The following is a 12,991-nucleotide window of genomic DNA, read 5'->3' on the forward strand; positions in this document are numbered from 1 at the left end:
GGTAAAATGAAACATATAAGACCTCCAATTGAGTGTGGTAATTCCTGTTAGAAATTGATTGTTTTTTATTCTAGTGTACAGGTAAATCCACGAGATATCAACTGGGGGTCTTTACATATTGTCTATATTGTGACAGTTGCTATTAAAGATAGATGATATATATGTGAAACATTGAAAATATCTGAAAATTCAATCTAGAAAACAAAAAATTAAAAAAATATAGCAAATTTTCTGACAAATTACTTTATTTAAGAAAAATTTATGATATAATAGTTTCTAATAACATGACAAAACGGTCGGTTAAGAAAAGAAATTTATAAGAGGTAGCTTTTATGAAAAATAAAGGTAAATTATTAGCTCTTGCTGGGATAACTCTTGCATCAGCAGCAGTGCTTGTAGCTTGTGGTGGTAGCTCTTCAGCATCTAAGTCTGAGGGAGCTTCAAAAGTTTATAACTATGTATATACATCAGATCCAAAATCTTTAGACTATACTTTGACTAACCAATCTGCCACTTCAACGGTTGTAACACAAATGGTTGATGGCCTTTTGGAAAATGATAAATATGGTAACTTGGTGCCGTCACTTGCAGAAGACTGGAAGGTATCGGAAGATGGTTTGACATATACTTACACTTTACGTGAAGGTGTATCATGGTACACCTCAGATGGCGAAGAGTATGCACCAGTTGTTGCGGAAGACTTTGTCACAGGTCTTAAGCACGCAATTGATAAGGAATCAGACTCACTTTATATTATCCAAGATTCAATCAAAAACTTAAATGAGTACAAAGAAGGCAAAGTCAAATTTGAAGAAGTTGGTATTAAAGCGCTTGATGATCGTACGGTGCAGTACACATTGAATGCCCCAGAACCGTACTGGAATTCAAAAACAACTTATTCAATCTTGTTCCCAGTCAATGCTAAATTCCTTGAGTCAAAAGGAAAAGACTTTGGTTCCACTGATCCATCATCAATCCTTGTCAATGGTGCGTACTTCTTAAGTGAGTACACAGCTAAATCATCAATGGCATTTACTAAAAATGATGCATACTGGGATGCTGATAATGTTACTCTTGACGAAGTTAAATTGACATATTACGATGGTGAAGATGTTGGTTCTCTCTATACCAACTTTGATAAGGGAGCTTATAATGTAGCGACGCTTAATCCTAACGATCCAAGCTATGCGGATGCTAAAAAGAAATATCCAGAGGCAATTACTTATGGTATGCAGGATACAACAACTTACTATGCATCAATCAATACAAACCGTTCTAACTTCACAAACTCTAAGAAGGATGCTGTTGCTCAAGAGTCAGCTAAGAAAGCTCTGCTTAACCAAGATTTCCGTCAAGCAATTACATTTGCTTTTGACCGCGGTTCGTGGAATGCCCAACGTGCGGGTGAAGATGCTAAAGAAAAAGCTCTTCGTAGTATGTTGACAGCACCAACTTTCGTTTCTATTGGTGAAGAATCTTACGGGCAAGTCGTTCAAAAAGAATTAGCATCTATCAGTGATGAGTGGAAAGATGTTAAATTGGACGATGGGCAAGATGGTTTTTATAATGTTGACAAAGCCAAGGCTGAGTTTACTAAAGCAAAAGAAGCGCTTGGTAGTGAGGTGGTTTATCCAATCCAACTTGATTTCCCAGTAGACCAAGCAGATACAGTTGCTGTGCAACGTGCACAATCAATGAAACAATCTATTGAGGCATCGCTTGGAAAAGAGAATGTGCAACTTAACATCGTTGAACTTGATCATGATACCTACCTCAATTCAACTTACTATGCTGAGGATATTTCACAACAGGACTATGATTTTACGATTGCAGGTTGGGGACCAGACTATGCTGATCCGCGTTCATATCTAGATATTTTCAATGTTGATAACGGAGCAGTTGTTCAAAGAGTTGGGGTAATGCCAGGTAAGAACCAAGATATCGCGAAATCAATTGGCCTTGATAGCTTTACTACTGATCTTGTAGCAGCAAATGCTATTGTTGACGATCTAGATGCTCGTTTTACGGCACAAGCTAAGGCGGAAGCGAAATTGCTTGATCAAGCTGTATTCATTCCACTTATCTCACTTGGTGGTACACCACGTGTAACTAAAGCAGTACCGTTCTCAGGCCGTTACTCTGTATCTGGTGTTAAAGGGTCAGATCTCTATAAAGGTATCGAACTCCAAGAAGAACCTGTAACAGGTAAACAATACGACAAAGCGAAAGCTGCTTGGCTTGAAGCAAAAACTAAGTCAAATGCAGAAGCTCAAGAAGCTCTTGCAGATCACGTAGCTAAATAAAACGTTGTTCAATCAGAACTTTCTCGTTTCTTGAGGAAGTTCTTTTGAACTGTTGGAGGAACGAATGAAAAAATATCTCTTTACTCGTACGTTACGATCGCTATTTTCTATTTTTATGGTTATGGTGATAACTTATACGGTCGTATATACACTGGTTCCGACACGACTTATCTTTAATCAAGACCCATTGTACAATAAGATGTCGACAACACCAGATAAAAAAGATAATTACGTGAATACGGTTTTTGAACGTATGGGCTACATCCAGTACTATAATACAAAAGAGTTAGTAAATAAAGCGAAAACTGTAGATTCTAGTGTAACTTCTGAAGCAACTAAGGCTAATCAAAAAATTTACGAAGATTACATTAAGTCTATTGGAAATGGTTGGGAACTTCATCATTTCAAGGAGAGTGGTCAGGCTTACGCCACTCGAAAAATTCCAATCTATGAGCGATTGTGGAATTTTTTCTCAAATCTAGTAGTGATTGATCATCCATGGAAAGTTAAGGATAAGGATAACCCAGACTTAGAGCGTTATATTCGTGTGGAAAATGATCCAGCGATTGGTTGGTCAGTTGTTGGTTCTGGGACTGAGCATAAATATCTTCTTTATGTGAATAATCAGTTCCCATATATTCATCAAAACTTTATCACTTTTAACCTTGGTAATTCTTATCCAACCTTTAGTGGTATTCCTGTTCTTCAGGTTATCACACAAGGACAAGGTAAAGCTTTAACCCAAGATGTTACTTTCCCAACAGGAGTAACTAAAAAGTCTTCTGTTGATATTTATAGCCGTACTTACCAAAATCCTAGCAAGGCAGACGATCTAGCTATTGCAAACTTTGGTAAGGGAGATAATTATACCGCTACAAAAGTTCGTTATACTGATCCATCAATGATTGCTAACTCTGCTCGCATTGGTTTGACAGGTATTTTTATTGCTTACGTATTAGGTCTACCTCTAGGGCTTTTTATGGCTCGTTTCAAATCAACTTGGTTTGATTCTATGTCTACATCTTTGATGACCTTTATTTTAGCGGTGCCATCAATTGCTTTGATTTATGTAATTCGCTTCATTGGAGGATATCTCGGTCTTCCGGATAATTTCCCGTTGTTGGGGGCATCTGATATGCGTTCGTACCTCTTGCCAAGTATTGTATTGGGACTTTTGAGTGTTCCTGGGCTTGCTATTTGGTTCCGTCGTTATTTGGTGGATTTGCAAAATTCTGATTGGATGCGTTTTGCTCGCGCCAAAGGCTTGTCGGAAGGCGAAATTTATCGTTCACATTTATTTAAAAATGCCATGGTTCCTGTTGTTCATGGCATTCCTGGGGCAATCGTATTGACAATTGCAGGTGCGACACTAACTGAAACGGTATTTATCGTCCCTGGTATGGGTAAAATGTTGATTGATTCTATTCGTGCTTCAAATAATGCTATGGTAGTTGGATTGACTTTTATCTTTACTACTTTATCTATCTTCTCACTTTTTGCAGGAGATTTGTTAATGGCTCTTGTTGACCCACGTATTAAGTTATCAACTAAGAAAGGAGGCAAATAATGTCAACTATTGATAAATCTAAGTTCCAATTTGTGGCTCGTGATGATAATGCCTCCGAGGTTATTAATACACCCGCTTATTCTTACTGGAAATCTGTATTTCGACAGTTTTTTGCGAAGAAATCAACATTACCAATGTTGATCATCCTGATTGCGGTTCTTTTGATGAGTTTTATTTATCCAATGTTTTCTAGCTATGATTTCCGAGATGTTAGTGACATTAATGACTTCTCAAAACGCTACATTTGGCCAAACGCCCAATACTGGTTTGGTACGGATAAAAATGGTCAGTCACTTTTTGATGGAGTTTGGTATGGAGCTCGTAATTCGCTTTTAATCTCAGTTTTAGCAACAGTTATCAATATGGCAATTGGGATAGTGGTTGGTGCTTTTTGGGGTGTTTCTAAAAGTTTTGACAAGATTATGCTTGAGATATATAATGTTATCTCAAATATCCCAAGTATGTTGATTACAATTGTTTTAACCTATGCTCTGGGAGCTGGCTTCTGGAATCTTATTTTAGCCTTCACATTGACAGGCTGGATTGGGCCTGCATTTACCATGCGTACTCAAATTTTGCGTTATCGTGATCTTGAATATAACCTTGCCAGTCAGACCCTAGGGACGCCTCCTATGAAAATTGCTGTGAAAAACCTTTTGCCACAATTGGTATCAATTATCATGACTATGGTTTCTCAAAGTTTACCTGGATATATTTCGTCTGAGGCTTTCTTGTCCTATTTTGGTATTGGTTTGCCAATTTCAACACCGTCGTTAGGTCGTTTGATTTCAAACTATTCAAAATACTTGACTAACAACGCCTATTTATTCTGGATTCCACTTACAGCTTTGGTATTGGTATCCTTACCACTCTACATTGTTGGGCAAAACTTGGCGGATGCCAGTGACCCACGTACTCACAGATAAGGAGATAACATGACAGAAACTAAAAATGTAATTTTATCAGCCGAAGATGTGGTCGTGGAATTTGATGTCCGTGACCGTGTTTTGACAGCAATTCGCAGTGTATCTTTAGAGCTTGTAGAAGGTGAAGTCCTCGCCCTTGTTGGTGAATCAGGTTCGGGGAAATCTGTTTTAACAAAAACTTTTACAGGTATGCTAGAGTCAAATGGTCGTGTTGCTTCGGGAAAAATCATTTATCGTGGTCAAGATTTAACAACCATTGAATCACATTCTGATTGGGAAAAAATTCGTGGTTCAAAAATTGCGACGATTTTCCAAGATCCGATGACTAGTCTTAATCCGATTAAAACAATTGGTGCTCAAATTTCAGAAGTTATTGTCAAGCATCAAGGTGTTTCGAAAGAAGAAGCACGTGAACTGTCTATCGACTACATGAATAAAGTTGGTATCCCCAATGCGCAGAAACGTTTCGATGATTATCCGTTCCAATATTCGGGAGGTATGCGTCAACGTATCGTTATTGCGATTGCTCTTGCCTGTCGTCCAGATGTTCTTATTTGTGATGAACCTACAACCGCTCTTGATGTGACGATTCAGGCCCAAATTATTGATCTTTTGAAGTCTCTTCAAAAAGAATATAATTTCACAACTATCTTTATTACGCATGACCTCGGTGTCGTTGCCTCTATCGCCGACAAGGTTGCCGTAATGTATGCTGGTGAAATTGTCGAGTTTGGTACAGTTGAGGATATTTTTTATGACCCACGTCATCCTTATACTTGGAGCCTTTTGTCCTCGCTACCTCAGTTGGCAACAGAGTCTGGGGAGTTGTTTTCTATCCCAGGAACCCCTCCGTCACTCTATGCGCCTATAAAAGGAGATGCCTTTGCTCTTCGTTCTGAATATGCAATGCAGATTGACTTTGAAGAACCTGCACCTAAATTCAAAGTTTCGGATCACCACTGGGCCAAGACATGGTTGCTCCATCCAGAAGCACCAAAAGTTGAAAAACCGGAAGTTATCCGAAATCTTCATGAGAAAATTTCTCGTAAAATGTTGAAATAGGAGAAGGAAATGACTGAAAAATTAGTTGAAATTAAAGATTTAGAAATTTCCTTCGGTGAAGGGAAAAAGAAATTTGTAGCTGTTAAAAATGCCAACTTCTTCATCAATAAGGGGGAGACATTCTCTCTTGTCGGTGAATCAGGTTCAGGTAAAACCACAATCGGACGTGCTATTATTGGTCTAAACGATACAAGTAGCGGAGATATTATCTTTAATGGTAAAAAAATCAACGGAAAACTTTCTCGTTCTGATAAAAAAGAAGTGATTAAGCGTATTCAGATGATTTTTCAAGATCCAGCAGCAAGTTTGAATGAACGTGCGACGGTAGATTACATCATTTCGGAAGGTCTTTATAATTTTAATCTTTTTGCAAATGAAGAAGAACGTCAACAGAAGGTTCGTGACATGATTACTCATGTTGGACTTTTGCCTGAACACTTAACACGTTATCCACATGAATTCTCGGGTGGACAACGTCAACGTATTGGTATTGCACGTGCTTTGATTATGCAACCTGAGTTTGTTATTGCGGATGAACCAATCTCTGCACTTGATGTATCGGTGCGCGCGCAAGTTTTGAATCTTCTGAAACAATTCCAGCGTGAATTAGGTTTAACTTACCTCTTTATTGCTCATGACCTATCGGTGGTTCGTTTTATTTCTGACCGTATTGCTGTTATTCATAAGGGAGTTATCGTTGAAGTGGCTGAAACTGAGGAGTTGTTTATGAATCCAGTTCACCCTTATACAAAATCACTCCTGTCGGCAGTTCCTATTCCAGACCCTATTTTGGAACGTGGAAAAGAGTTGATTACTTACGATCCAGAAATGCACGATTATTCTGTCGATAGACCAGAGATGGTAGAAATCAAAACTGGACATTATGTTTGGGGGAACAAATCAGAAATGGAAACTTATCGTAAATCTTTATAGATTAGAGGAGCTAGATATTCTAGCTTTTTTGTATTGTTTCATCAGAACAGTTTTGAACATTTTAATGTGTGATACTTGGATGTTTTCAAGAAGTGTAGATATTAACATTTGTTGGAAATAGGAATAATTTCATGGTATAATGAAAACGTAAACAAATTCTTTCGACTCTCTAGGAGGTATTTATGTCAAATCTATCAGTCAATGCAATAAGATTTCTTGGTATTGACGCCATTGAAAAATCAAAATCGGGTCATCCAGGAGTGGTAATGGGTGCAGCTCCAATGGCTTATAGCTTGTACACAAAACACATGCGAGTGACTCCAAAAGCTCCAAATTGGATTAACCGTGACCGGTTTGTTTTATCAGCAGGTCATGGATCAATGTTGCTTTATGCTTTATTGCACCTTATTGGTTATGAAGATGTCACACTTGATGAGATTAAACAATTCCGTCAATGGGGATCAAAAACTCCAGGGCATCCAGAATTTGGACATACCTTAGGTGTTGATGCGACTTCAGGTCCATTAGGTCAAGGAATTTCAACTGCTGTTGGCTTTGCACAAGCAGAGCGTTTTTTGGCAGCTAAGTACAATAAAGATGGTTTTCCAATTTTTGATCACTATACCTATGTTATTGCAGGTGATGGTGATTTTATGGAGGGTGTCTCAGGGGAATCAGCATCTTATGCTGCAAAACAAAACCTTGATAAATTGATTGTTCTCTATGATTCAAATGATATCTGTTTGGACGGTGAAACAAGTGATGCTTTTTCAGAAAATATCCGTGCTCGTTACGATGCTTACGGTTGGCATACTAGTCTTGTTGAAGATGGAACAGACCTTGAAGCTATTAGTGCAGCTATTGAAGAAGCTAAAACTTCTGGTAAACCAAGTTTGATTGAAGTGAAAACTGTAATTGGTCACGGCGCTCCAACTAAAGGCGGTACAAATGCTGTTCATGGTGCGCCACTTGGTGCAGAAGAAACTACTGCAACACGTGAAAATCTTGGATGGCCTTACGCACCATTTGAAATTCCTAAAGACGTATATACAGATTTCAAAGAAAATGTTGCAGACCGTGGGCAAGAACTTTATGAAGCTTGGAACAAGCTAGTTGATGAATATAAAGTTGCATATCCAGAAGTTGCAGATGAGATTGATGCTATTGTAGCTGGCAAAGCACCAGTAACTGTAACTGAAAAAGACTTTCCAGTTTATGAAGATGGTTTCTCGCAAGCAACTCGTAACTCTTCTCAAGATGCTATCAATGCGGCAGCAAAAATTCTTCCAACGTTCCTTGGGGGGTCTGCGGACTTGGCTCACTCCAACATGACTTACATCAAGGAAGATGGTCTTCAAGATGCAGAACATCCGCTTAACCGCAATATTCAGTTTGGTGTTCGTGAATTTGCTATGGGGACTGTTCTAAATGGCATGGCGCTTCATGGTGGTCTCCGTGTTTATGGTGGTACTTTCTTCGTCTTCTCAGACTATGTTAAAGCAGCTATTCGTTTATCAGCACTCCAAGGACTACCGGTTACTTATGTCTTTACGCATGATTCGATTGCGGTTGGTGAAGATGGCCCAACACATGAGCCAATTGAACACCTTGCAGGTCTTCGTGCTATGCCAAACTTGACGGTTATTCGTCCTGCTGATGCTCGTGAAACACAGGCTGCATGGCATTATGCTTTGACAAGCGAGACAACTCCAACAGCACTGGTTTTAACACGTCAAAATCTTGAAGTGGAAGCTGGATCAGACTTTGCAAAAGTTACTAAAGGTGCCTATGTTACTTACCAGACTGGTGAAGATTTCGACACTATTCTATTGGCTTCTGGGTCAGAGGTTAACCTAGCAGTCAAAGCAGCTAAAGAACTTGAAAAACAAGGTACAAAAGTCCGTGTTGTCTCTGTCCCATCTATGGAACTCTTTGATGCACAAGACGCAGCTTACAAAGAAGAAGTATTACCAAATGCTATCCGTCGTCGTGTCGCACTTGAAATGGCAGCGACACAAAGCTGGTATAAATATGTTGGTCTGGACGGTAAAGTTATCGGTATTGATACTTTTGGCGCTTCAGCTCCAGCAACAGAAGTCATCGAACGTTATGGCTTTACAATCGAAAATGTTGTGGCTACTGTAAACAGTTTATAAAATACATTTGAGGTAGAGATGGTATCTTGACCTCTTCCGCTAAGGAGAAACGATGAAAAAGATTATGATTCTAGGAACTTTTCATATGAAAAGTCAAAATGATCTTCATAATGTCAACAACCCGGATCAATTTTTATACCGTGAAAAAGAGATGATTGAAGTTATTGATAGACTTTCTGAGTTTTACCCTACTAAGATTATGGTGGAATGGGAGCACTCAAAACAAGATAAATTAGACTCCTATTTTCAAAATCATCTCAATCGCAATATTGTATCTAGTGATGAGATTATTCAACTAGCTTTTCCCTTAGCTAAACGTTTTCAGTTAACACCTAAAGCAGTAGACTGGTTTGAAGAAGGAGTGGGACTTTATAGTTTTGGACAGGTTGCAGAAGCATTGGATAGTTTGCCTGATTTAAAATCCGAAATCGAGAACTTAGAGATTCCTCAAAAAGATTTTTCCAAGCCTATTCGCCAACTATTAGCAGAATTGAATAGTACAGAAATCACACAACAAATCGTTTCGTATTACACCAATATAGCTAGAGTTTCAACATCTGATGATATTGGTATTGGTTGGTTACTTTGGTGGTACCAGAGAAACCTTAGCATTTTCAAAAATATTCTTGAAGAGTTAGAGGAAAATGATAGGGCGATTTTATTGATTGGATTATCACATAAAGGAATATTGGAAAATCTTCTTCGTGATAGTGGTTGTGTTGAAGTGGCTGAGGTTTTAGATTACCTAGGTTAAAGGGTTGGTTTTCCAGCCCTTTTTGGCTATAATAGTGGTATGACAGAGAATGATGTATTGGCATTACTGCAAGCCGATGATGATATGATGATTATTTTAAGGGCAATGGCAGAGCTGAATTTACCAGATTCTTGGTTGGCAGCAGGTGCAGTTCGGAATTTTATTTGGAATAAGCTCACTAATCTTCCAGCCTTTGATCACCAGACGGATATGGATGTGGTGTATTTTGATCCCGAGAAAACCTATGAAGAAACTTTAGCAATTCAGGAATTTCTGAGTAACAATTATCCCAATTATCACTGGGAAGTCAAAAATCAGGTTGATATGCACCAGCACAACCCCAATACGGTTCCCTATCAATCAGCCTGTGATGCCATCAATAAATACCCAGAAAAATGTACTGCAATTGCGGTGCGACTAAAAAATGATAAGCTAGAGTTATATGCTCCTTATGGTTTGGATGATATTATTAACTTCCGTGTCTCACCAACGCCATATTTTTTAGCAGACGAGGAGCGAATGGACGTTTATCGTAAGCGTCTAATGAAAAAGAACTGGCATGAGAAGTGGCCACAACTACACTATGAATAGGAGATTAAGAAAGGACATAAAATGAAATTAACAACCTTAGGATGCTGGGGAGCTTATCCTTATAAGGATGAAGGTACAACTGCGTACTTATTGACTGGACATGATGGCTTTCAATTTCTTATAGACTGTGGTAGCCGTGCGGTCAATGAACTTGAAAAAGAAATCAGCCCCTTGGACTTAGATGCCGTTATTATTAGTCATTATCACCCTGACCATGTAGCAGACTTGGGTGTTTTACGCCATTATTTCCAACTATATCCGAAACATCTTTGGGAGCCAAAGGTGTTACCAATTTATGCTCATGACGAAGACGTATCAGAATTTGAAAAATTAACCTTACCAGGTGTTTCGCAAGGGTTTGCTTACAATACGTCAGGAACTGAGACAATAGGTCCGTTTTCAATTACATTTATTAAGACAGTACACCCAGTGGTTTGTTATGCTTTTCGTATTGTTGAGGAAGCAACAGGACAGGTTTTTGTCTTTACGGCAGATACGGGTTATTTTGAAGATTTGGAAACATTTGCCGCAGGCGCAGATTTACTATTGGCAGATGTTTATCTTTATGAAGGTAATGAAAACCATATCGCTCACTTGACAAGCAAAGAAGCAGGGCTATTGGCACAAAAAACAGGAGTCAAAAAATTAGTCTTGACTCATATGCCACCATTACCCCCAAAAGGAATGCCAACAGAAAATCACCTAGAATATCTGAGAAATGAAACCCAAAAATATGCGGGAAATATCCCAGTTGAGTTAGCGAGTCCACACCAATCTTGGGAAATTGGAGAATGTTAGTGTTTACTGAAGAAGAAAAATCTTATTTTATGCAGGAAGCCATAAAAGAAGCTCAAAAGTCGCTCGAGAAAGAAGAAATTCCAATAGGCTGTGTCATTGTTAAAGATGGACAAATTATTAGTAGAGGTCATAATGCACGAGAAGAACGCAATCAAGCTATTATGCATGCCGAAATAATGGCTATCACTGAAGCAAATCAAAAAGTAGGGAATTGGAGACTTCTTGATTGCACATTGTTTGTGACGATTGAACCTTGTGTCATGTGCAGCGGAGCAATCGGACTAGCACGGATTCCAAATGTTATCTACGGTGCAAAAAATGCAAAATTTGGAGGAGCAGGATCATTGTATGATATTTTGACGGATGAACGTCTTAATCATCGTGTTACTGTAGAGACTGGTATCCTAGAAAAAGAGTGTGCTGCCATTATGCAAACTTTTTTCCGAACACGCCGACAAATGACTAAACAGAAAAATAGTTTTTTAACGAGAGGTAGAAACTAAAGTTACCAAAAGTTTAGTATGTTTTTGTATCTCTGTAATTGAAAAAAGCCAAAATCCTATAAAAAATTTCAAAATAAAAAATCTCCCGCGTTGTGAAATGAAGTGTAACAGAAAAGACATGTTCGTCTGATATACTAGAATTTCCGCAACTCAGTATAGAAAGCAGATGAACATGTCCGCTAATTATTCTACCAAAAAGTCGCGTTGTTCTCATTTCTCAGCCCCTGAGCGAGGTGAAATTAGTGCCTATTTGAAAATGGGTGAAAAGCCTACTGAGATTGCTCGCCTTCTAGGTCGTCATCGCTCGACGATTAGTCGTGAAATCAAGCGGGGCAGCGTCGCTCAGGTTCAAGATAAGAATGGTAAACGAACTTATTATCAAGTCTATTTCGCTGATAGTGGTCAACGTGTCTACGAAGAAAACTGTAAAAATAGTGTCTACCTGAAGTTAGACCAGTGTTCGCCACGCTTCACAGAAATCATTCCTTCAACGAAAACAAACTATCGCTATATTGGAGCTGGTCTTATTGCTATCAAGCCAATCGATTTGCCAAAGATGGTGAGTATTAGAAAGCGGTCTAACTCTAAATTTAAGGTCAATAAGAAGACCCTTGGAAAATCCATTGAGGAGCGTCCAGAAGTGATTAATAACCGATCTGAATTTGGGCACTGGGAATTATTTCATTCTTGGTAAAAAGACTAAAGGAGAGGCTGTCGTTATGACACTAGTCGAACGTCAAACCCGTTTCGCTTTGGCGTGTAAGCTACCTAATAAGCAAGCTGAAACCAAACCATCAATGAAGCTGTCAAAGAATTCTTGTCTGAGTATCCAATTTTTTCTATCGCATCAGATAATGGCTCTGAGTTTAGTCTCTTAGCTGACTTAGAAGGTGTTAGCATTTATTTCGCTCATCCCTATTCATCCCATGAAAGAGGAACAAATAAGAATTTCAATGGTCTTTTGAGAGAGTTTCTCCCAAAAGGACAGTCGCTCACCCCTATGACTGATGAAGAGCTTGCTGGTTATATCTCAGCTATCAACGAGAGGCCTAGCCGACTTTACCACTATAAAACTGCAAATTTTCTGTTTGGGCTAGCCTAAAAATGGAATACTAGTCTACCCACGAACTTGTTGCACTTGACTTGACAATTTGCTAAAATTCCAAAAAAAGAAAAAATTTTAAAAAAGGTATTGACAAGAAGAGGATATATTTGGTAAGATATATGAGTTGTCTCGTGAGAGAGAAAGGCAGATATAGGAAAAAAACTAGAAAAAGTAGTTGACACCGTTAGAAATATTTGCTAGAATAAAGGAGTTGTCTCTAAGGAGAAGTCCATTGAAAACTGAACAAGACGAAGCAAGTGCGGGTTACGGAAGTAACCTGTCAAAGACACAAT

General features: G+C 38.6%; 10 protein-coding genes and 1 pseudogene. All 11 read left to right on the forward strand.

The window, feature by feature from the left end; all coding sequences use genetic code 11:
* Positions 1-332: 332 nt before the first annotated feature.
* The 11 genes and pseudogenes from GZ996_RS10755 to GZ996_RS10805 all read left to right on the forward strand — a co-directional run bounded on the left by GZ996_RS10755 (position 333) and on the right by GZ996_RS10805 (position 12,695).
* Positions 333-2,303, forward strand: coding sequence for a peptide ABC transporter substrate-binding protein (locus tag GZ996_RS10755; RefSeq protein WP_162012046.1), 1,971 nt, complete (start codon positions 333-335; stop codon positions 2,301-2,303).
* Between the two features lie 64 nt (positions 2,304-2,367).
* A complete protein-coding gene (locus GZ996_RS10760; protein WP_161980970.1) occupies positions 2,368-3,870 on the forward strand; it encodes an ABC transporter permease in 1,503 nt (500 codons plus the stop codon).
* On the forward strand, positions 3,870-4,796 hold the full coding sequence (oppC, locus tag GZ996_RS10765; protein ID WP_121836455.1) for an oligopeptide ABC transporter permease OppC: 927 nt from the start codon (positions 3,870-3,872) through the stop codon (positions 4,794-4,796). Before GZ996_RS10760 ends, oppC begins: the two co-directional genes overlap by 1 nt.
* A 9-nt stretch (positions 4,797-4,805) precedes the next feature.
* Positions 4,806-5,858: an ABC transporter ATP-binding protein gene (locus tag GZ996_RS10770; protein ID WP_161979704.1), complete on the forward strand. Its 1,053-nt coding sequence runs from the start codon at positions 4,806-4,808 to the stop codon at positions 5,856-5,858.
* Positions 5,859-5,867: 9 nt separating this feature from the next.
* On the forward strand, positions 5,868-6,791 hold the full coding sequence (locus GZ996_RS10775; RefSeq protein ID WP_162012047.1) for an ATP-binding cassette domain-containing protein: 924 nt from the start codon (positions 5,868-5,870) through the stop codon (positions 6,789-6,791).
* Between the two features lie 182 nt (positions 6,792-6,973).
* Positions 6,974-8,947, forward strand: coding sequence for a transketolase (tkt, locus tag GZ996_RS10780; RefSeq protein WP_162012048.1), 1,974 nt, complete (start codon positions 6,974-6,976; stop codon positions 8,945-8,947).
* Positions 8,948-8,999: 52 nt separating this feature from the next.
* Positions 9,000-9,701, forward strand: coding sequence for a DUF5694 domain-containing protein (locus GZ996_RS10785; protein ID WP_162012049.1), 702 nt, complete (start codon positions 9,000-9,002; stop codon positions 9,699-9,701).
* A 39-nt stretch (positions 9,702-9,740) separates the two neighbouring features.
* Positions 9,741-10,292 carry a nucleotidyltransferase family protein gene (locus GZ996_RS10790; RefSeq protein ID WP_161980972.1) on the forward strand — a complete coding sequence of 184 codons (552 nt, stop codon included), beginning with the start codon at positions 9,741-9,743 and terminating at the stop codon, positions 10,290-10,292.
* 21 nt (positions 10,293-10,313) lie between these two features.
* A complete protein-coding gene (locus GZ996_RS10795) occupies positions 10,314-11,090 on the forward strand; it encodes an MBL fold metallo-hydrolase (protein WP_161979701.1) in 777 nt (258 codons plus the stop codon).
* A complete protein-coding gene (tadA, locus tag GZ996_RS10800; RefSeq protein WP_161979700.1) occupies positions 11,084-11,593 on the forward strand; it encodes a tRNA adenosine(34) deaminase TadA in 510 nt (169 codons plus the stop codon). Before GZ996_RS10795 ends, tadA begins: the two co-directional genes overlap by 7 nt.
* Positions 11,594-11,765: 172 nt before the next feature.
* A pseudogene (locus GZ996_RS10805) lies at positions 11,766-12,695 on the forward strand (IS30 family transposase).
* The last annotated feature ends 296 nt before the right edge of the window (positions 12,696-12,991 follow it).

This window comes from Streptococcus sp. S784/96/1, from assembly GCF_902729355.1.
Taxonomy (GTDB): Bacteria; Bacillota; Bacilli; order Lactobacillales; family Streptococcaceae; genus Streptococcus; species Streptococcus caledonicus.

Coding starts and splice junctions, on each gene's coding strand:
- GZ996_RS10760 (WP_161980970.1), top strand. CDS start 2,368: ATGAAAAAATATCTCTTTACTCGTACGTTACGATCGCTATTTTCTATT.
- GZ996_RS10770 (WP_161979704.1), top strand. CDS start 4,806: ATGACAGAAACTAAAAATGTAATTTTATCAGCCGAAGATGTGGTCGTG.
- oppC (WP_121836455.1), top strand. CDS start 3,870: ATGTCAACTATTGATAAATCTAAGTTCCAATTTGTGGCTCGTGATGAT.
- GZ996_RS10775 (WP_162012047.1), top strand. CDS start 5,868: ATGACTGAAAAATTAGTTGAAATTAAAGATTTAGAAATTTCCTTCGGT.
- GZ996_RS10795 (WP_161979701.1), top strand. CDS start 10,314: ATGAAATTAACAACCTTAGGATGCTGGGGAGCTTATCCTTATAAGGAT.
- GZ996_RS10790 (WP_161980972.1), top strand. CDS start 9,741: ATGACAGAGAATGATGTATTGGCATTACTGCAAGCCGATGATGATATG.
- GZ996_RS10755 (WP_162012046.1), top strand. CDS start 333: ATGAAAAATAAAGGTAAATTATTAGCTCTTGCTGGGATAACTCTTGCA.
- tkt (WP_162012048.1), top strand. CDS start 6,974: ATGTCAAATCTATCAGTCAATGCAATAAGATTTCTTGGTATTGACGCC.
- tadA (WP_161979700.1), top strand. CDS start 11,084: ATGTTAGTGTTTACTGAAGAAGAAAAATCTTATTTTATGCAGGAAGCC.
- GZ996_RS10785 (WP_162012049.1), top strand. CDS start 9,000: ATGAAAAAGATTATGATTCTAGGAACTTTTCATATGAAAAGTCAAAAT.